This window comes from Methylotuvimicrobium sp. (assembly GCF_050611805.1).
In the GTDB taxonomy this organism is placed as follows: Bacteria; Pseudomonadota; Gammaproteobacteria; order Methylococcales; family Methylomonadaceae; genus Methylotuvimicrobium.
Map to the genome: position 1 here is coordinate 27,626 of NZ_JBNGHF010000008.1, position 19,461 is coordinate 47,086.

At 49.8% G+C, this 19,461-nt stretch carries 13 protein-coding genes; 7 read left to right on the top strand and 6 right to left on the bottom strand.

Going from position 1 to position 19,461, the window contains the following annotated elements; all coding sequences use genetic code 11:
* Positions 1-24: 24 nt before the first annotated feature.
* From ACRJJO_RS05870 to ACRJJO_RS05890, 5 genes are read right to left on the bottom strand one after another with little or no spacing between them, the layout of a single operon-like run.
* Positions 25-507 (bottom strand): hypothetical protein, encoded by a 483-nt coding sequence (locus tag ACRJJO_RS05870; RefSeq protein ID WP_431064959.1) that lies wholly within the window; start codon positions 505-507, stop codon positions 25-27.
* Positions 507-2,762, bottom strand: a complete 2,256-nt coding sequence (locus tag ACRJJO_RS05875) for a molybdopterin cofactor-binding domain-containing protein (RefSeq protein ID WP_431064960.1) — start codon at positions 2,760-2,762, stop codon at positions 507-509. Before ACRJJO_RS05875 ends, ACRJJO_RS05870 begins: the two co-directional genes overlap by 1 nt.
* Entirely contained in the window at positions 2,749-4,158 is a 1,410-nt protein-coding gene (locus ACRJJO_RS05880; RefSeq protein WP_431064961.1) for an FAD binding domain-containing protein, read from the bottom strand. Before ACRJJO_RS05880 ends, ACRJJO_RS05875 begins: the two co-directional genes overlap by 14 nt.
* Complete coding sequence (gene ade / locus ACRJJO_RS05885; RefSeq protein WP_431064962.1) at positions 4,158-5,804, bottom strand: adenine deaminase; 1,647 nt, start codon at positions 5,802-5,804, stop codon at positions 4,158-4,160. Before ade ends, ACRJJO_RS05880 begins: the two co-directional genes overlap by 1 nt.
* Before the next feature lie 32 nt (positions 5,805-5,836).
* Complete coding sequence (locus ACRJJO_RS05890) at positions 5,837-8,266, bottom strand: mechanosensitive ion channel domain-containing protein (RefSeq protein WP_431064963.1); 2,430 nt, start codon at positions 8,264-8,266, stop codon at positions 5,837-5,839.
* Between the two features lie 954 nt (positions 8,267-9,220).
* On the opposite strand from ACRJJO_RS05890, the gene ACRJJO_RS05895 reads away from it, so the two are divergent.
* Positions 9,221-9,754, top strand: a complete 534-nt coding sequence (locus ACRJJO_RS05895) for a septal ring lytic transglycosylase RlpA family protein (RefSeq protein ID WP_431064964.1) — start codon at positions 9,221-9,223, stop codon at positions 9,752-9,754.
* Positions 9,755-9,937: 183 nt separating this feature from the next.
* Here the strand turns inward: ACRJJO_RS05895 and ACRJJO_RS05900 are convergent, their stop codons facing one another.
* On the bottom strand, positions 9,938-11,212 hold the full coding sequence (locus tag ACRJJO_RS05900) for a sensor histidine kinase (protein WP_431064965.1): 1,275 nt from the start codon (positions 11,210-11,212) through the stop codon (positions 9,938-9,940).
* 206 nt (positions 11,213-11,418) lie between these two features.
* Here ACRJJO_RS05900 and ACRJJO_RS05905 point away from each other — a divergent pair, with 206 nt between their 5' ends.
* The 6 genes from ACRJJO_RS05905 to ACRJJO_RS05930 are packed head-to-tail and all read left to right on the top strand — an operon-like array spanning position 11,419 to position 19,446.
* Positions 11,419-13,056 (top strand): ASKHA domain-containing protein, encoded by a 1,638-nt coding sequence (locus ACRJJO_RS05905; protein WP_431064966.1) that lies wholly within the window; start codon positions 11,419-11,421, stop codon positions 13,054-13,056.
* A 12-nt stretch (positions 13,057-13,068) separates the two neighbouring features.
* Positions 13,069-13,734 (top strand): cobalamin B12-binding domain-containing protein, encoded by a 666-nt coding sequence (locus ACRJJO_RS05910; protein WP_431064967.1) that lies wholly within the window; start codon positions 13,069-13,071, stop codon positions 13,732-13,734.
* A complete protein-coding gene (locus ACRJJO_RS05915; protein WP_431064968.1) occupies positions 13,731-14,759 on the top strand; it encodes a uroporphyrinogen decarboxylase family protein in 1,029 nt (342 codons plus the stop codon). The genes ACRJJO_RS05910 and ACRJJO_RS05915 overlap by 4 nt, the downstream gene beginning before the upstream one ends.
* Positions 14,756-15,379: a DUF1638 domain-containing protein gene (locus ACRJJO_RS05920; RefSeq protein ID WP_431064969.1), complete on the top strand. Its 624-nt coding sequence runs from the start codon at positions 14,756-14,758 to the stop codon at positions 15,377-15,379. Before ACRJJO_RS05915 ends, ACRJJO_RS05920 begins: the two co-directional genes overlap by 4 nt.
* A 6-nt stretch (positions 15,380-15,385) precedes the next feature.
* Entirely contained in the window at positions 15,386-17,362 is a 1,977-nt protein-coding gene (locus tag ACRJJO_RS05925) for an ATP-binding protein (protein ID WP_431064970.1), read from the top strand.
* Positions 17,359-19,446 carry an EAL domain-containing response regulator gene (locus tag ACRJJO_RS05930; protein ID WP_431064971.1) on the top strand — a complete coding sequence of 696 codons (2,088 nt, stop codon included), beginning with the start codon at positions 17,359-17,361 and terminating at the stop codon, positions 19,444-19,446. The genes ACRJJO_RS05925 and ACRJJO_RS05930 overlap by 4 nt, the downstream gene beginning before the upstream one ends.
* Positions 19,447-19,461: the final 15 nt, after the last annotated feature.

The following is a 19,461-nucleotide window of genomic DNA, read 5'->3' on the forward strand; positions in this document are numbered from 1 at the left end:
GTTATTTTGTGCATACTCCTTAGCCTAGCCAAAGAATGCCTCACTCATCGCGTAATAGACCGCCATCATCGCCGAAAAAATCGCGCTGCTGATGAAACGCCAGCGCAGCGGAATATGATTTTGAATCAGGTAATTGGCCGCAATCGCCAGCGGCACGATGCGCAGAAATGACGCCAAACCGATGTTCAGTAATTGCCAGTTCAGTTCGGCAAAGCGGCCCGACACGCAATAGATCAATGCGATATGCCGCGCGATCCACAGCGGATTGAAAAACGCCTGAGCCAGCAAGGCGCGTAGAATACGGTTGCGAAGATCGCTCCCTCTGAAACAACGCGCCAGCCAATTGAAATAGGCTGGAATTTCGATTGCATACAATGTCCCCCCGACCAGCATCATACCGAGCAATCGAAACCATTGGAATTCGTCGGTCAACAATGCCGCGGCGCTATCTCCCGCCGCATAAATCAACGCGCCCGACATGCTGTTGCGCAGCGTCAACAGTGCCATTATGTTTCGGAATACAAGGCCAGCAACACTTTTTCCGGCGTCATCGGCGCGCTGAACTCCGGTTTAAAGGCCGGGTTGAAAGCCTGAATCGCCTTGATCAGCGCGAAATACACGCCGATCCCATACATGAACGGCGGCTCGCCGACCGCTTTCGAATGCAGAATCGCGGCCGGATTGTCCTTGGCCAAAAATTCGATGCTGATTTCCGGCGCGAAATGAATATCGGGAATCTTATAGGCGGTCAGCGTATCGTTCAGTAAACGACCCTGGCTATCATGACGGATATCTTCGATCGTCATCCATCCCAAGCCCTGCATCAGACCGCCCTCAACCTGGCCGAGATCGACTTCGGGCGCGAGACTCTTGCCTCCGTCATGCACGATAACGACTTCATCGATGCGATAAATCCCGCGCAAGCAATCGACCGTTACTTCAATGGCGGCGCAGCCGTAAACATGATAGGCGAAAGGTTGGCCCTGTTCTTTGCTTTTGTCGAAATAGACGCCGGGCGTCGCATAGTGCGCATGCGCCGACAGCGCCGTTCGGGACAGATATGCCGCGGAAATCAATTGATTCCAGACGATTGCGGTCGGCTGGCCGTTGAAATACACGCGCTCTTGTTCGATGGCGACTTTATCCGCTTCGGCCTCGATATCGAGCAATCCGGCGGCGACTTTTTTCAAACCCTGAAGAATCTGCCGGCAAGCCAATGAAGCCGCCTGACCATTGAGATCGGCGCCGACGCTGGCCGCGGTCGGCGACATATTCGCGATGCGCGAGGTATTCGTGCTTTCAACCTTGACGCGGTCTGAAGCTATCGAAAAGGTCAAAGCAACGATGTTTCGGATTTTTTGCTTGACGCCTTGGCCCATTTCGACCGCGCCGCAACTGACGCCGACCGAACCATCGGCATAAACATGCACTAGCGCGCCGGCCTGATTCAGAAAAGTCGCGGTAAACGAAATCCCGAAGCAGATCGGCATCAACGCCAAGGCTTTTTTCTCGAGTCGACGGCTCGCGTTGAAGTCGTTTATCGCCTGTTGTAGCAGTGATAAGCTAAGCTTTTCTTGCAAACGCTCCCAACAATCCCGCGCCCGGCATTCCGTCGCGGGCATGCCGTAAGGAAACGCTTGGCCTTCTTGCAATAAATTAATGCGCTGAATTTCGGCAACATCGATTTGCAATGCCGCAGCGGCTTTGAAAATCGCAGCTTCCAGCACGAACATCGCCTGCGGCCCGCCGAAGCCTCGGAATGCGGTATTCGGCGGCAGATTCGTGCGGCAACTGACCGCGGCCGCGCGCACGTTCGGAATGAAATAACTATTGGAGGCATGAAACAGCGTGCGTTCCAGGATAGCCAGCGAAAGATCGGCGAACGCACCGGCATTCTGGTAAAAACTGACTTGATAAGCCAAGATCTTGCCGCCGCGAGCCAAGCCTATCTTGAAATCGGCATCGTAAGGGTGACGCTTGCCGGTCCAGCGCATGTCGTCGCTTCGGCTCAATCGTATTTTGACGGGCCGTTGCTGGAGGCTAGCCGCCAATGCCGCGATTGCGGCCCAGGTCGTCGCTTGTTCTTCCTTGCCGCCAAAACCGCCGCCGAGGCGCAGCACGTCGACTTCGACCTGCGTCATCGCCAGTTTCAGCACGCGCGCGATGACCCGCTGCACCATGCCCGGCGACTGCGTGGCCGAAACGACTCGTAAAGCACCGTTTTCCAGCGGATAGACGAGCGCGGTTTGGGTTTCCAGATAGACATGCTCCTGCGCGCCCGATTGTGCCTTGCCTTCGACGATGACATCGCATGTTTGCCAGGCCTCTTCGACATCGCCGAGCGAAAAAATGCGCGGCGGCGCGATGTGCAAGCCTTGCCGGTGCGCCTCGCGTGCGTCGAACACGGAGGGCAGTTCGCGGTAGTCGACTTTGACGCGCGCGGCCGCATGCCGGGCTTCGCTTTCGGATGCGGCAACGACCACGGCGATCGGTTGGCCTTGGTACAGCACGGCTTTATCGGCTAGCAAGACCTCTTCGGCCTCGACATTGCCGATGTTGTTGACGCCCGGTATATCGGCTGCGGTCACTATCGAGGCAACTCCGGAACACGCCAAGGCCTCGCTAAAATCGATGCTGGCGATCAAGCCGTGAGCGATTGTCGAGACGACCGGAAAGGCATGCAGCAAACCGACCGGCGGCGCGATATCGTCGACGAAAGTCGAGCGCCCTTGGGCATGCAGTTCGAGATCATTGTCGTGCATGTAATTGCTCCCAGCGAATCACTTCCGGAAATAGCTTCATGAAATGCGCGAAGATCAACTGTCTCAACAATAAACGTTTGTAGCCGGCGGAACCGCGCAAGTCGGAAATCGGCGCGATTTCTTGCCCGGCGATATCGATCGCGGCGAGAACGGTTGCCGGAGTTATCGGACGGCCTTGCAAATAGGCGCAGGTCTTCTCGAAATAAAACGGCACCGGAGCAACGCCGCCGGCTGATAAACGGGCTGTGACGATTCGCCCGTCGGCATGTTCGATGCCGAGCGCCGAGTTGACGGCGGCGATATCGAGATGCCGGCGCATGCTGACTTTCTCGTAACTGAAACCCATCGCGGCTCTTCGGTTGAAACGGATGGTTTGCAAGCGTTCGCCGCTTTGCAAATCGACTTGTTTATAGCCTTGAAAAAAATCTTTGAGCGAAACGGTGCGGCTGGCGTCCTGCGAGACCAGTAGCAGACGGGCATTCAAGGCCAGAAAAAACACCGCCAGATCGGCAATCGGCGAGGCGTTGACCAGATTGCCGCCGACCGTCGCGCGCGCCCGGACCGGCGCCGAGCAAATCAATTCAAAGTCTTGCGTGACCGACGGAAACAATTGTCGAAACAACTTAGAGGTTCGAAGTTGTTCTATCGTCGTCTCGGCGTCGACGATGCAGTCGTCACCGTCGACATGAACGCCGTTGGCGTTGCCGGGCAAGAACGCCAAGGGCTGAGCGTGCAGCGATTGCGGACGGGCCACCCATAAATCGGTGCCGCCGCCGACCAGTACCGCGTCCGGCGTCGGCTCTGTTTTATCGCGCGGCGCAATGGCCGATAGTTTTGAATCCATGCCCGAAAAATAAGCCGGCAGGATTTGCCATTGCACCAAATCGTCGATCCTGCGTTCCGGCGGCGAACCGGACAAGTCGAATTGCCGGCAGAGCCGCGCTATCGCGCGTTTGATGCCGGCATAACCGGTGCAGCGGCAGAGATTGCCGGCAAGCGCATCGATCGCGGCCTTTTCATCGGAAATCACGGCATTCAGAAAAAAACCGGTCAAGGCCAAAACCAGGCCGGGCGTGCAAAATCCGCATTGAATCGCTCCGCAATCGACTAAGGCGCGTTGAACCGGATTCAAGGATTCGGCGTTCAGGCCTTCCACCGTCACGACATGACATGCGTCGATCGCGCCCAACGGCAACAAACAGGCATTGACGGCCTGATAGCGCAGGCGACCGCCGCGCATTGATCCGAGCAGCACTTGGCAGGCGCCGCAATCGCCTTCCCGACAGACGTCCTTGGTGCCGGTCAGGCTCGGACGCTGACGAATCAGGTCCAGAACGACCGTTGCCGGGTGGGCATGATCCTCGATCAGTTGTCGATTCAAGATAAAACGAGTCATCACGGCGTTACCGTCAATGAAGTGAAGGAAAATGTCCGACCGTCGAACAAACCTCGGTCGCTCAATTTCAATTCGGGAATAACCAGCAGGGCCATGAACGATAAAGTCATGAACGGCGCACGCAGCGGCGAACCCAGTCGCTTGGCCGATGCGTCCAATTCGGCATAGCGCGCCGCGACGCTATCGCCGTCGGCATCGCTCATAAGGCCCGCGATAGGCAGCGGCAGTAATTCGACATGCTCCCGGTCCGCAACCGCAATGCCGCCTTGCGCCGCGATCACCGCATTGACAGCTAGGCAAATGGCATCGGCATCGGCACCGACTGCGATAATATTATGCGAGTCGTGCGCGACGCTCGACGCCAACGCGCCTCGTTGCAAGCCGAAGCCTTCGATGAAGGCCAGTGCCGGGCGGGCGACTTCGTAACGATTGACGACGACCAGCAATAGACGGTCGCATTCGATGTCGGGCACAATCTTGTCATGCTCGATTTTAGGCGTGCGTAATAAAGCTTGCGTGAACAACTCTCCATCGAACGCTTTGATCACACGGATTTGCTTGTTGCTCGCCGGCACTTTGAGATCGGATGTGTCGATCGGTACGGCGGCGAAACGATTGACGGGTTTTGTTTCATGATGCACCAACAGGCTTTTGCCGTGCTCGGCGACTTTTTGGCCGGCAATCCAAGTGACGAGTACGCTAAAGTCGGTTAGATTTTCGACGAGTACCGCGTCCATGCGCTCGCCGACCCGCAGGCGGCCAACCGGCAAATCATAATGGTCGACCGGATTCCAACAGGCGCAGCGCAAGGCATCGAAAACGCTATGACCGTGCGCGATGGCCCGAGCTACTAAGACATTGATGTGGCCGGCAACCAAGTCGTCCGGGTGCTTGTCGTCGCTGCACAACATCACGCGCTCGGGAGCTTCGCCGATCAACGGATGCAATGCCTCGAAATTGCGCGCCGCAGAGCCCTCCCTAATCAAGATATGCATGCCGGCCGCGAGTTTTTCGCGGGCTTCATCGAGCGTGCTGCATTCATGATCGGTCGAAATGCCGGCCGCCGCATAGCGCTTGACGTCTTCACCGCTCAGGCCGGGCGCATGACCGTCGATCGGGTAGCCGAAACGCTTGGCCAATGCCAATTTATTCATGAGTTCGGCATCCTCGTGCAAAACTCCCGGATAATTCATCACTTCCGATAGATAACTTGCTTGCCGGTTTTCGATCAGCCAGGCCAATTGTACGCTGTCGAGGCGCGCGCCGGACGTTTCAAATGGAGTTGCCGGAACGCACGAAGGCGCTCCGAACAATATCGGCATCGGCGTCAACGCGGCGCTATCGCACATGAAGCGAATTCCTTCCAGGCCGAGCACATTGGCGATTTCATGCGGGTCGGAAACGGTAGCGACGGTACCGTGCCGGCACGCGATCCGTGCAAATTCGGACGGCGTCAGCATCGAGCTTTCGATATGCACATGCGCATCGATAAAGCCCGGTAACAGATAAGGTTTGTCCGGGTCTTCATCACCCAACTCGGTAAGCGAGGCGATTGTTCCGTTTTTCCAACAGACTTTTGCCAAGAATATACGCCGTTCGAGTATTTGAACGATATTCGCGATGATGCTTCCTTGATTTAGACTCATTTACTTGGCCAATGGGTTTTCCTGGGGCTCGATTATCCGATTTCAGATAATTTAGGCTGCGAAACAGGCCTGTTATGCAAATACAGTGATTGAGTCGGATAAGCGAATTCGATGCCTTCCTGTTGGAACTGTTGGTAAATATCCAGATTGACTGCTTGCTGCGCATCCATGAATAAACCGTAGTCAGGGCTCAGCACATAATAGACGATTTCGAAATCGAGAGAGAAATCACCGTATTGAAAAAAGTGAGCGCGATCGAAGCGAGTTTTATCTTGCTTCTCGATGATCGCTTTGAGCATTGCCGGAATGCTCTGCAGCTTTTTATAGGGCGTATCATAGACCACTCCAAGTTTGAAAACTACGCGCCGCTCTTGCATGCGTTTATAGTTGCGGATGCGGGTATCGAGCAGTTCGCCGTTGGCGCAAATGATCTGCTCGCCGGTCAGGCTACGCAATCGAGTAGTTTTGATGCCGATATGCTCTATGGTGCCGAAATAATCGCCGAAATTGACGAAATCGCCGATCACGAAGGGTTTGTCGAGCACGATTGATAGCGATGCGAATAAATCGCTGAGGATTCGTTGCAGCGCCAAGGCGACTGCGATACCGCCGATACCGAGGCCGGCAATTAACGCGGTGATATCGATACCGAGGTTTTGCAGAATAAGCAATACTGCTACCGACCATAACACTATTTGGCTCGTGAAATTAAGGATGGCCAATGCGCCCATGCTGGCGCCGTCGCGTTTGGTTTTGCGCGACAGGATACGGAAAATCCAGGCTCTTATAAAACCGCTCAGCCAAATCGCGATCTGTAGTGCGATAACAACTTTTGTGATTTTGGCGATCGTCGTATCGGTGGCGGGGTCTAGCGTTAACGATAATGATGAGAAAAAGACAGCGATGACTAGAAAGAATATGAGATTGGCGCGTTTGACGGTGCTTAGCATTTCATTCGCTTGGGAAAAATGCTTGCGTTCGGCGGCATGCTTTAAACCGCGCATTAGGAACCAACGCAAAACGAATAATAAAATGAAGGTCATCGAGGCGATGGCGAAGGCATAAAGCCAATCCCATAGCGAATTATGATTGATCTCCATGTTGATTAAACTTTTGATCCGGTCGCGAAGGTTGTATTGCGATGTTCTGGCATTAATATCGTCGATCAAGTATTGATGAAGCCGGCGGGTTTCATCCATTGCTCCGTTTAAATCGGTCAATGTGTCGATGATACTTTGTATGTGTTCACTTTGACGTGATAGCCAAAAGGATTTATTCGGAGCCGTTTTGCTGCCGACCCCATTCAGTCGGCTTTGCCAGTCGCTGAGCCAAAGTTTAATCGTGGCTTGCTCTTGCTCGATTTCTGCGATGGCTGAGTTGGCCTGAGATCGCCAGTTCGGTAATTCCTGTCGTTCGACCGATTCGTTGAATACGGCATGGCGCTTTTGCCATAACTCCTTTTTTTCCGAAAATAATTTTAGTTTGCGTTGCGCAGCATCGGTTTTCGATTTAAGTGCTTCTAGTTCCAGGCGGCGCGCTTCTGTTTCTTCAATGGCTTGTATATCTTCGAAAGAAGTCGCTTCCAGACGCTTCCTAGCTTGATCCAATAGGCTTTGTGCCTTTGATTGCTGATCGTTGAGTCGAGACAAATCGCGGTTCAGTTCGAATTGATTTTTGCGGATGCTCTCGTTTTTCTTGGTTAATTCCGCACTGTCGAAGCGCGCGTGTTGCTGTAAATAGTCGACTTGACGACGTAATAGCTCAAGATGGGTGTCATAGACTGAAAACGTTTTTTCTTCGTTTTTCAGTTCCAGTTCGCGAAGCGTCTGTTGTTGTTCGGCGAGATCATTTTCGAATTCCGTCGCTTTCAGCAGCAAGGGCTCGATTGCTCCATTTTGACTTTGTAATTGAGTCAGTTTGTCTTGTGTTTGTTTAAATACCAGTTGCGCTTGTGCCAAGTCTTCTTTTGCCAAATCGACTTTGGCGCGAACTACTTTAACCCGGGCCGACTCTATTGCGAGTTGTTCTCGTGCACGGTCCAAATCCAAAACTGAAACAGGTTTTTCAGGCTTAGGATCTTTTTCTAGTCGGGCAATTTCTTGTAAGTCGGCGGCTTTTTGAGCATCTAGTTCCTGACTTCGATTGAGTTCGATGATTTGTGCCGTAAAGGTTGCCGCTGTTTGCTCCAGCAGTGCGAGTTGCTTTTGTAATAGTTCGGCATCTTGGCCCGATGCTTTTTGCAAACGCCGGTTGATTTCAGTTCTTTCATTTTCCAAGGCTTTACGACGTTCCGAAATGGCTTCGATGGTTTGGTCGAGCGTAACGGATTCGGTGCTATTCTCGGGTTCTGTTGCTTGTTGTGCGTCTTGAGACCAGGCTAAATTAAACGGTGCCATCAAGTAAAATAGCAATAGCCAGAGACTTGGATTTCGGGTCAATGAAATTGCTGCGTTGATGTTCATGTTTATTCCTCGTGTTGAGAGTCAGTCGTTTTCGTAGCGTACTCGGTCATAAGTCTTGTTTACCAAAATGTCGCGGCATTGCAATCATCCCGCAGGGCAAACGCATTAAAACACTATAGAAAATCAAATAGTTAAAATATTCCTTTTTCCTGGTTAACTATAAAGATTTAGTTTATTTGAAACCTAAATAAGGCTTTGTGTCGCTATCGCGACGCTTATGTGTAGTCGGTTCGCGGACCGACAACCGCGATACTTTTCTTTGCTTGTCCAAAGAAAAGTATCCAAAAGAAAAGACACCCGGAGGCCGCTGCATCCTGCGCGCTGACGATTTTGCCGAGGGTTTTCGGAAGGGCTATCCCTAGCCCTCCGAAAACGAGCGGCATCCCTGCCGCTCCCCTAACGGGCTATTCTCGGCAAAATCGCCAGTGCTCGGCGCGGCCTAACGGGGCCCAGGGAGGGGTGCCATAAGTTAAGCCGAATTGACTAAGCGTTCTAAGTAACAGGATAACATATTGATATATTGATTATTTTAATGCGTTTGCCCTGAATCATCCCGGTTGTAAGCAATCAAAGTGTGCAAATTGGTGAAGGTGGAAACTTCGATTAACCGAGTTGACGCCAATTTTTACTGGTATCCACGTCTCGGGTATTATCGAGAGAGTATGATTAATTGGAAACTTAAATTTGATGGATGAGCGGCAGCTGCATTTGAAGTGTCGTGAAATCAATGAAAAATGATTATAAGCCACCTTTTGGAACTGGGAGTATCTAATATTTAAGACTTTACTGCAAATCGCGGCCGATCAGAATACCGGTGGTGGCAATATTCTCTTTTGAGTTTTAGGCAAAAATATCCTAGCGGTCATATCGATTCGTTACTGAGCCTTCAGCAGACGTTAAGTTTATTAAGCTATTTTAAGAATGCTCGTCAATATATTGAATTTTAAGTATCTTATGGATTTTCAGTTGTTGCATAAAAAACCGTATCATTTGCCCGTTAGACGTAATTTCGGGTTCGTCGCCGTTTTGGCGATTGTCGCTATGATGTTATTCGGCTGTTCTTCCAAACAGCCGGTATTGGATGATGGTTTCGGTAGAGTCATCGAATTCAAGAGAGATGCGCCTTATAACAGGCCTTACCAAATTAGAGGCAAACGCTACTATCCCTTGGCCAACCCCAATGGTTATAAGGAAAGAGGCATTGCTTCTTGGTATGGCGCCGAATCCGGCAATCGCACTGCGATGGGCGTCAAGTTTAATCCCGAAGGTTTAAGCGCCGCGCATAAAACGCTTCCTTTACCTTCCAGAGTCAAAGTGACTAACTTGCAAAATGGCCGGTCGATTATTTTGGTCGTGAACGATCGCGGCCCCTTCACCAAAAATCGTTTGATTGATCTATCGAAAGGCGCGGCTAAAGCGATTGGCGTTAAAGGGCTTGCCGAAGTGGAAGTGGAGTATATCGGTGAGTATGCCGGTAGCAATAGATAGTCGATGCCTGCGCGAAAGTATACCTTTCGTACTTCAAATTTCGGCAGTGTCTAAGGAGGCACCGGGGTGCTCGGCAAAGGCTTTGCCAGCATGGAGCTGGCATAGAGCCTACAGGGACGTATTCACGGCGTCCTTTGACGGGCACCCCGGCGCCGAATTTTGATCTACGAGGGGTATAATCATTCATTCATGCGTTTGATGAATAGGCAACCAAATCTTAAAACTGGCGCCCTCTCCGATTTGGCTCGAAACATCGATTCTGCCATGATGAGCTCGGACGATATTATTCGCGGTCGATAAGCCAAGGCCGATGCCTTTGCCAATGGGGCGCGTCGTGAAAAACGGTTCAAATAATCTATGCAGATGGTCGGGATTAATCCCGTGGCCGTTGTCTGCAATTTCCACCCAGATCTGTTTGCCGTCGGTTCCGGTTCGTATGATGATTTCACCGGATTCGTCGACGGCTTGCCAGGCATTGGTCAGCAAACTCAAAAAAACTTGATTCATGAGTTGAGGAATGCATTCGATCTCGGGCGTGTCGCCATATTCTTTGCGAATACGGCATTGGATATTTTGGCTGCAGACGAACACTTTTAAGGTCGTCTCCAAGCTCAGCTTGATATCGCATTGCTGCCAGTCTTGGCCGTTGTCATCGGTAAATTGATTAAAGGCACGGACGATATTTCGCACTCGGGTTAAACCTTCTTTGGATTCGCAAATTAGATCGGCGATATCCTCGCGCAAAAAATTCCAGTCTTTTTGCTGCTTCAAATCTTGTAATTTCGAGATACAGTCAGGTTGGTGCCGGCATTTAGAGAGTTGATTATCGTATTGGTCGATCAAGTCGAATATTTCGAGGGCATATTCTTGAAAGGAATTGAGGTTGGAAAAAATAAACCCCAACGGATTATTAATTTCGTGTGCAATGCCGGCCGCTAATTGACCGATCGCGGCGAGTTTTTCCGATTGCATCAGTTCGGATTGAATTATTTGATTTTCTTGCAAGCGTTTTTGTAGTTCCGCTTCGAGATGAATATTTTGATTTTGTAAGCGCTCGCGCGCTTTTTTTAGTTCTATCTGTGAGTTGACCCTAACCGATAATATCGATAAGTTGCAGGGTTTATAGAGATAATCCGCCGCACCCAATGAAAAACCGAACGTTTCGTCTAGTCCGGAGGTCAAGGCCGTCACGAAAATGACCGGAATGTCTTGTGTCTTCGGACTAGCTTTTAAAACTTTAATGACTTCGTAACCGTCCATGCCGGGCATCATAATATCCAACAGGATTAGGTCCAAGGAGTTATTATTCGCTATTTCCAAGGCTTTAGCGCCGGATGTTGCGACCAAGACCGCATAATCCGCCATCAAATATTGTCCGAAAACCGAAAGATTGACGCTTTCGTCGTCGACTATCAGAATGCTGGGGCGCTTATCAATGCTCGTGGTATCGTTTGACATCAAGACCTCAAAATTTATTTATCATCATCGTAGATCAAAATTCGGCATCGGCGTCCTATCGTCCTATCGGGCGAGTGACCGCACTCTCCGCCTGCCGCGCACTTTCATTTGCCGAGACGATCGATTGCCAGACCTTCATGAATATTACTATAGTAATATGAGTTCCACCCTCCGTGATAGTGTCCGGAATTGCGGCTAAAAGACCGATGCCAAAAAATTTAGAATCCATCGAAGAACAAAAACATCACCGGTTACGCGTCAACACGGATAATTGCGGTTTAGAGCTTTACCTGTCCGATTCGGTATCGGTTCGAGAAGCGCTCGATCACACCGAAATTCGCGTTCGTGCGGCCTGTGGCGGGCTGGGTACTTGCGGCGCTTGTTTGATACAAGTTATTTCCGGTCGGTTCAATCTTCCGACTCCGGTGGAACGGCAGAAATTGTTGCCGGATCAATTGGAGCAGGGTTATCGGCTCGCCTGCCAATTAAGGCTTCTGAGTGACGGTGAAGCGTATCTTGCTCATCCTGCTCCGGCGTCGCAATGGAGGAGTCCGGATCGATACCAGTGGCCTACGGTAGTGTTTTCGAAAGTTACCGACGAGGTTCGGAAACCGTATGGCATTGCGGTCGATCTAGGAACGACTCATATTCGTTTGTCTATTTGGCATCGCCCCACCGCTCGGTTCATCGGTTGCCGGGTAGGCATCAATCCTCAAGTGGCGCATGGCGCCGATGTCTTGACTCGTTTGGATGCCCAAAGATTGGACGTTCATGCCTCGCGGGACTTGATGACCGAAGGGCGTAAGGCTATCTTGGATGGCATTCGAGATATTTTGAGTCGAGATTTTGGGGAAGTGGCTCATTTCCTTGCCGAAACCGGACAGATTATCATCGTCGGAAACACCGTTATGCTGATGCTGATTGGTGGCGGTAACGATAGCGATGATTTGTATCGGCTTGAAAATTGGCATAGCCCTATCGAGTGCAAAATCGATGATGTGGCCTCGTGGCGCCATGATTGGCGTATGCCTCACGCGGATATCTCGATCGTTCAGCCATTGGCCGGTTTTGTCGGTTCGGATTTATTGGCCGATCTTTTGTCCACGGGAATTACCGAGCAATCTAGTCCGATGCTGTTGGCGGATTTGGGAACCAATACTGAAATTGCTCTGTGGGACGGTACTACGGTATGGGTGACATCGGTTCCGGGTGGGCCGGCGTTTGAAGGGGTCGGGATGCGCAATGGCTTGGCGGCTGAAACGGGCGCCATATATCGTGTACGCGATGACGGCGAGCGTTGGCTGATGACTACGATCGACGAGCAGCCGATTCGAGGATATTGTGCCAGCGGCTTCATCGATGCGATTGCGGTGATGTTGGACAAGCAAATACTCAAACCCTCCGGTCGCTTTGCCCAATCATTGCAGTCGAGCGGTACAGGTTATCGGCTTGATGCCGGCAGTGCTCGGTCGGCGATTTTTGGTGGCGATATCGATATTTTTCAACGAGCCAAGGCTTCGACCGCTGCAGCCATGATGCAATTACTCGGGTTTGCCGATTTGAAACCAAGCGATTTACAGGCTGTTTGGATTTGCGGCAGTCTAGGGCAACATCTGGATTTGCACAATGCTGTGCGTGTCGGCTTGTTGCCCCGTTTACCGGTCGACAGATTCAAACGTCTTGCGAATGCGAGTTTGGCCGGGTGCGAGCAGTTGTTGCTAGACCAAAACGCAAATGCTCGTTTAAATGCGATCATAAACAAGACAAAATCGATCAATTTAGGCGGAATCAGTAGCTATGAAGAAAGTTTTATCGAACATTTGCGCTTGCAACCGATGGCATAAGGGGACCGGAGTATGTTGAGTCGTTACGTGCAGGCATACAACGAAGCGGTTTTTGAAACCGATAAGCAGGCCGCCTTAGCCGTGGTTAATGGGGCTCTTCAAGATGGTTATAGCCCGGAAGATATTGTGTTCAATTTGGTCATTCCTGCCGTGGAAGCCATGATGGCGCGCATCGAACAGGATCCCGATTCCAATTTGGCTCAACATTTCATGACGGCACAGATCGCCTCCGAAGTGACCGAGCGAATGCTGGAAAAATTCGCCAGCGCACCGGAAACGATCGGTAAAGTGGTGATCGGAGCCGCCTATGGCGATTTGCACTCGCTCGGTAAACGTATCGTGATAGGTTGTCTTAAATCGTTGATGGTCGATGTCATCGATTTAGGCATCAATATCAGCGCCGAACAGTTTGTCGACGGGGCAGTTGATAACGACGCACAAGTCATCGCGATTTCGGCCATGATGGTGCATACCGCGATCGGCGAGAATGGTAGTATCAAGGTTCGATCCTTATTAAAGGAGAGAGGCTTGGAAAATAAAATCAAGCTGGCGGTCGGAGGCGCGCCCTATCGATTCGATCCGGAATTATATAAAAAAGTGGGGGCCGATGTGTGGGCTCCTGATGGTGTGACGGCGGCAAAAGTTATTATCCAATTGATCAAAGAGGTGAGTCCATGACGCCTTTAGAAATTTTAGCGGCGGCTAAATACGGCGCCCCGGCACCGCGTATTCCGATCTTTTGCAATTTGTTCGATCAAGGTGCGCGAGAACTCGATATGCGCGCTCAAGATTATTTTGCACGGGGCGATTGTGTTGCCGAAGCGCAGTTGCAAATGTTAAAGCGTTTCGGTCACGATAATGTGTGGAGTTTGCACTATGTCGGCAAAGAAGCCGAATTGTTGGGCTGTAAAAAAATATTGTTTGCCGATGACGGCGTGCCTAATGTGGAAGATTTCGTGATCAAGAATTGGGACGATATTGCCAAATTTGAAGTCCCGACCGATATCACTCAACAGCAAGCCTGGCAAGCCATTGCTGATTGTTTATCGATTTTACGTACCGAGATAGGGCAGACGCATGCCATTTGCGCTTATGTGACGGCTTCGACGACCTTGCCGGCCCTGTTGATGGGCATGGATAACTGGATGGAGCTATTTTTGACCGGGCCGGCCGATCTGCGCGATGAATTGTTGCGCAAATGCGTTGATTTTGTTCATCAGCACATTAACGCGCTACGTGCGGCCGGAGCCAATGTTTTGATGTATTCGACGCCGTTCGGTTCGCCCTATTTTGTCGGTAACAAAATCATCGAAGAAATCGTATTGCCTTGGATGAAACTCGACTTACTACCCGGCGGTGTTGCCGATGTCGTATATTATTGCGGCATGGCGCCATTTAACGGCGTTATCGATTTGGCGTTTGACCAACTGGGCATCACGTCGCATTACATCAGTCCATTGGCTGACTTGGCCGAAGCCAAGCGCTTGATCGATACCCGCGGCTTGACATGTGGTGTGATTGACGACATCAAAATGATTCATTGGACTGAGGCGGAAATAAAATCCGAAGTCAAACGCATCATCGAGATAGGCAAGCAGGGCGGACATTTTTTATTCGGCAATGGCGTTATGCCTCTGGCGGTGCCGGAGGCCAATATCAAGGCGATGATAACGGCAGCTTTTGACTACGGGCAGTTGACATGAAAAAATTTGTCCTGCATCAGGAGCATACAGAACCCTTGACGATGGTCGGTTGCGGTATTTTGCGCAAAGAAGTCGACTATTTGATCCGGACTCATGGCTGGAATGTGCAAACGCATTTTTTGGATTCGGCTCTGCACAATTACCTGAATCGTTTATCTAAAGAACTTAACGAAGCCTTGCAAGAGCATGAGGCGAAAGGCGAAAAGACCTTTGTTTTTTACGGCAGTTGCCATCCGTTGATGGACAACTATTTGGACGAACATCGCACTTGCCGCACCCGGGGTCAAAATTGCATCGTTATGTTATTGGGTTATGAGCTTTTCATGCAGGAGCTTGAAAAGGGAGCGTACTTTCTAGTTGAGGATTGGGCCTTGACTTGGCAACCGATGATCACGGCTTGTTTCGGTAACAATATTGCCGTGGTGCGCGAAATTTTTCACAGCAGCCATAAGTATATGCTCGCGCTCAAAACGCCTTGCAGCGCCGATTTTTCCGAAGCCGCTCAAACCGCGGCCGATTTTGTGGATTTACCTTTACACTGGCTCGAAGTGGATCTTGAACACTTAAAGCAAGTGTTGTTCGAGGCTATTAAGCAGCGATTAGATCAAGCAACGACTTGAACGGGCATGATGAATTCAAACGAACAAGATTTGCAAAGACGTATCGAGCACTTGGAGCGCCGTGTCCGTAAGCTATCCGAAGAAAAAGCCAATCTGCATCTTGTCCTGCATATGGTGGAATTGCTTAATCCGATTGCCGGTATCGATTACTTCCTAGATAGTATGATAGCGGCGCTTTGCGGTAGTTTAGGCGGTACCAATACAGAGATTTATTATCTGGACGAAGGCGAGATTCACTATGTCAACTTATTCGGCGAAAAACGGATTGTCGGTGAGATTGAAGATTCGTTGGTGGCGGAGGTCTTTGCCACTCGCCATTTTGTCGAACAAAATACCGATTTGAACCATACCTTGCTCAAAGATAATGTTGCTGCGGTGGCCTGCACATGGGTGATGCCTTTGACGATTGGCGACCAAATGTTGGGTGTCGTCAAAATGTCCGATTTGCTGGGATCGGCACAGATGCGCAACTATTTGGCACCGTTTTTTTCTCATATCGCGCTGATTTTGAATAATAAAATACAGACTCGTAAAGCGGAAGCCGCTAATCGTGCCAAAAGTAGTTTTTTAGCGACGATGTCTCACGAAATTCGGACGCCATTGAACGGGATTCTGGGTATGGCTCAATTATTAGCCAAGCGGGAATGCAACGATACTAAACGCCTAGAATGCGCTCGGACGATTCTGACGTCCGGCAACAATTTGCTTGCTTTGCTCAATGATATTTTAGATTTGTCTAAAATCGAGGCGAATCGCTTGGAGCTAAATTTTTTAGCCGTTCAACCGCAAAGGATTTTAGACGAAATTATGACGCTTTTTTCCGGTGCTGCCCAGCAAAAAGGCTTGAGAATTCATGCTGCCTGGGTAGATCGTGAGGTAAAGGCTTATCAAGTTGACTCGCTCAGAGTTAAGCAAATGTTATCCAATCTGGTCAGCAATGCGATTAAGTTTACCGATCGCGGTTCTATCCGGATTGAGGCGCGTTCAATCCTTGATGAGTCGAGGAATTGTTTGTTGGAGTTTTCGGTCAGCGATACCGGTATCGGTATTCCAAAGGACAAACAGCGCGAGTTATTTAAACCGTTTACCCAGGTCGATAGCAGTTCGAATCGACGCTATGTGGGGACTGGGCTGGGATTGTCACTGGTATCGCGTTTTGCCGAGTTGATGCAAGGCAAAGCAGGGTTTGAGAGCGATGAAGGGCAAGGTTCGCGTTTTTGGTTTCGGATACCTACCCGCGTCGATAATGAGATCGATAACAGCGCTTTACCATCCAATATCGATGAGTCATCCCAATTATCGAATCCAAATCCTAGGCTACATCGCGTGTTATTGATTGACAGTGATTGTGGACATGGCGCTAATTTGTCTGCACAACTAAAGGCACGATCTATCGAAGTGATTGGTGTGGATCAGGATGATCAAATTTCGGACTTTATCGACGAGGATCTAGAATTTGATGCAATCATTATTGAACTTAGTTTGGAAAATAGATCTTTTGGCCGACTTGCGAGAAAGATTCGTGTCTTGGAATCGGCCCATCATCTTCCTCGCGCATTCATCATCGGTATTAGCGATCAACAGCAAAGCGAAGGGTTAGAGCCTGAATTTAAACAGGATATCGATGAACGACTCGTTCGGCCTTTTACGATAGAACATTTAGTGAGCGTTATCGAAAGCCATATACATCTGTCCGCGGCTCAGCAGCAAAAGACAGTAATTTGTAAAGAAGATCGCTTGTTTTTCAAGAGTTGTGAGGGTATTAACGGGATTCTCGATGGTCTCGAAGGCCAGTTGGAAAAAAATATGTTTACTGCCGTTGAACAATTCAGCATGCTGCAAGCAAAATTGGAGGGTAGTGTGATTGCTTCGCATTTTGACACGATTGGTAAACTGATCAACGATATGAATTTTGAGGAGGCTCATCTACAGTTAAAATTATTGCGTGAGCAATTCTCCGAGACCAAGGGAAACGCATTGTGAGTATTGAACGCCAGAAGATCCTGATAATCGATGATACACCGGCTAATATCACGCTATTGGGGATGGCATTACAGGATCAATACGAGATCCAAATAGCGACTAGCGGTAAAAAAGGCCTGGTTTTGGCGAGCGAGACTCCGCCGGATTTGGTTTTACTCGATATCATGATGCCCGATCTCGATGGCTATGAAACCTGCCGCTTATTTAAATCTGATGCTAAATTACAGCATATACCGATTATTTTCGTGACGGCGTTGAGTGAAATTGAAGCTGAAATTCAGGGTTTATCGCTGGGTGCGGCAGATTTTTTGATCAAGCCTTTTAATCTCCAGATTGCTCAGCTTAGGGTGCGCAATTTGTTGGAAACCGAACGGATGCGGCAGGCATTGCGTCAAAAGGAAGAAGATCAACGTCTTGCCGCGACTGTCTTTGCCTATAGTCATGACGGCATCGTGATTACCGATGTTGAAAACCGTATTATCAATGTAAATAACGCCTTTAGTCGTATTACCGGTTATGGGCTTGACGAAATCAAAGGCGAAAATCCACGTATACTCAAATCGGGGCGGCAGGATACCGAATTCTACCGCAACATGTGGCAAGCCTTGTTATCGGAAGGTCACTGGAGCGGCGAAATTTGGAATCGCAACAAGCAGGGTGAAATTTACGCGGCCTTGACGTCTATTGCAGTGGTCAGGGACGATCAAGACAGCATTCATCATTTCATCGGTTCGTTTATCGACATTACTCCGATCAAAGAGCATCAGCACGCATTGGAACGTATCGCGCATTTCGATCCCTTGACCGGGGTTCCGAACCGCTTTTTATTATCGGATCGATTGGGACAAGCCATCGTTCATGCGCGGCGATCGCGAAAATTAATGGCGGTGTGTTATCTGGATCTGGATGAATTTAAACCGATCAATGATCGATTCGGTCATCAAGTCGGCGATCAATTATTGATAGAAATTACTCGGCGCATCAAGGCTTGTTTACGCGAGGGAGATACGCTGGCACGCATCGGCGGCGATGAGTTTGTGCTGTTGCTGTTGGATATCAATGACAGCGGCGAATGTAAGACGATATTACGAAGAATTCTTAAAGCTGTTTCGGCAAAAATGTTGCTGGCGAATCAAACAGTGTGGGTATCGTTGAGCTTGGGTTTTACTCTGTATCCGGATGATTCAGCCGATTCTGAAACATTGATTCGCCATGCCGATCAAGCGATGTATCAAGCCAAGCAACAAGGTAAGAATCGATTTCAACGGTTCGACATGCTTCAAGAAAAACAAACCTGTGAGCAAGGAAAGCAATTTGCCCGTATCGAAAGCGCATTAGCCGATAATGAATTTGTGTTGTATTTTCAACCGAAGATCAATCTTCGCGATGGAACTATTCTGGGTGTTGAAGCCTTGATTCGCTGGCAACATCCCACTCGTGGATTACTGAGCCCTGCCGAGTTTTTACCGATGATTCAAGGCAGCCAGTTGGAGATTAATATCGGCCAATGGGTGTTGTCGACGGCCTTAAGTTATTGGCATCAATGGAAAAAAGCAGGAATCGATATTGCCATTAGTATTAATGTTGCCCCCGGGGCATTATTGAATTCTGATTTTGTTGAAAATTTAGCCGCTAAGCTTGACGAAAACCCCGAGTTGCAGCCAGGCTGTCTTGAACTGGAAATACGGGAAACCGGGACATCGGACGATTACGAAAGTGCCGCTAAGGTGATGAAGGCTTGCCAAGCGTTGGGTGTCGTATTTGCGCTTGATGATTTTGGAACAGGTTATTCGTCGTTGAGTTATTTGAAAACCTTGCCGGCGAAAACGTTAAAAATCGATCGGTTGTTTGTGTTGGGTATGCTGGAAGACGAGGGGGATTTGGCGATAGTTAAAGGGATTATTGATCTCGCCGCGATATTCAAATTACAAGTCATCTCGGAAGGCGTCGAGACAACCGAACACTTATCGAAATTACTTGAGTTGGGTTGTGAAAATGGTCAAGGTTATGCCATTGCGAAACCCATGACAGAGGAAGCCTTGTTCAACTGGCTAAACGAATGGCAGTTGGAACAAAAGAATTAACGGCAGAAACCTACT

What these genes read in the sequence shown, in the direction of transcription:
- ACRJJO_RS05870 (WP_431064959.1), bottom strand. Translation starts at nt 507, where the DNA reads ATGGCACTGTTGACGCTGCGCAACAGCATGTCGGGCGCGTTGATTTAT.
- ACRJJO_RS05875 (WP_431064960.1), bottom strand. Translation starts at nt 2,762, where the DNA reads ATGCACGACAATGATCTCGAACTGCATGCCCAAGGGCGCTCGACTTTC.
- ACRJJO_RS05880 (WP_431064961.1), bottom strand. Translation starts at nt 4,158, where the DNA reads ATGACTCGTTTTATCTTGAATCGACAACTGATCGAGGATCATGCCCAC.
- ade (WP_431064962.1), bottom strand. Translation starts at nt 5,804, where the DNA reads ATGAGTCTAAATCAAGGAAGCATCATCGCGAATATCGTTCAAATACTC.
- ACRJJO_RS05890 (WP_431064963.1), bottom strand. Translation starts at nt 8,266, where the DNA reads ATGAACATCAACGCAGCAATTTCATTGACCCGAAATCCAAGTCTCTGG.
- ACRJJO_RS05895 (WP_431064964.1), top strand. Translation starts at nt 9,221, where the DNA reads ATGGATTTTCAGTTGTTGCATAAAAAACCGTATCATTTGCCCGTTAGA.
- ACRJJO_RS05900 (WP_431064965.1), bottom strand. Translation starts at nt 11,212, where the DNA reads ATGTCAAACGATACCACGAGCATTGATAAGCGCCCCAGCATTCTGATA.
- ACRJJO_RS05905 (WP_431064966.1), top strand. Translation starts at nt 11,419, where the DNA reads ATGCCAAAAAATTTAGAATCCATCGAAGAACAAAAACATCACCGGTTA.
- ACRJJO_RS05910 (WP_431064967.1), top strand. Translation starts at nt 13,069, where the DNA reads ATGTTGAGTCGTTACGTGCAGGCATACAACGAAGCGGTTTTTGAAACC.
- ACRJJO_RS05915 (WP_431064968.1), top strand. Translation starts at nt 13,731, where the DNA reads ATGACGCCTTTAGAAATTTTAGCGGCGGCTAAATACGGCGCCCCGGCA.
- ACRJJO_RS05920 (WP_431064969.1), top strand. Translation starts at nt 14,756, where the DNA reads ATGAAAAAATTTGTCCTGCATCAGGAGCATACAGAACCCTTGACGATG.
- ACRJJO_RS05925 (WP_431064970.1), top strand. Translation starts at nt 15,386, where the DNA reads ATGATGAATTCAAACGAACAAGATTTGCAAAGACGTATCGAGCACTTG.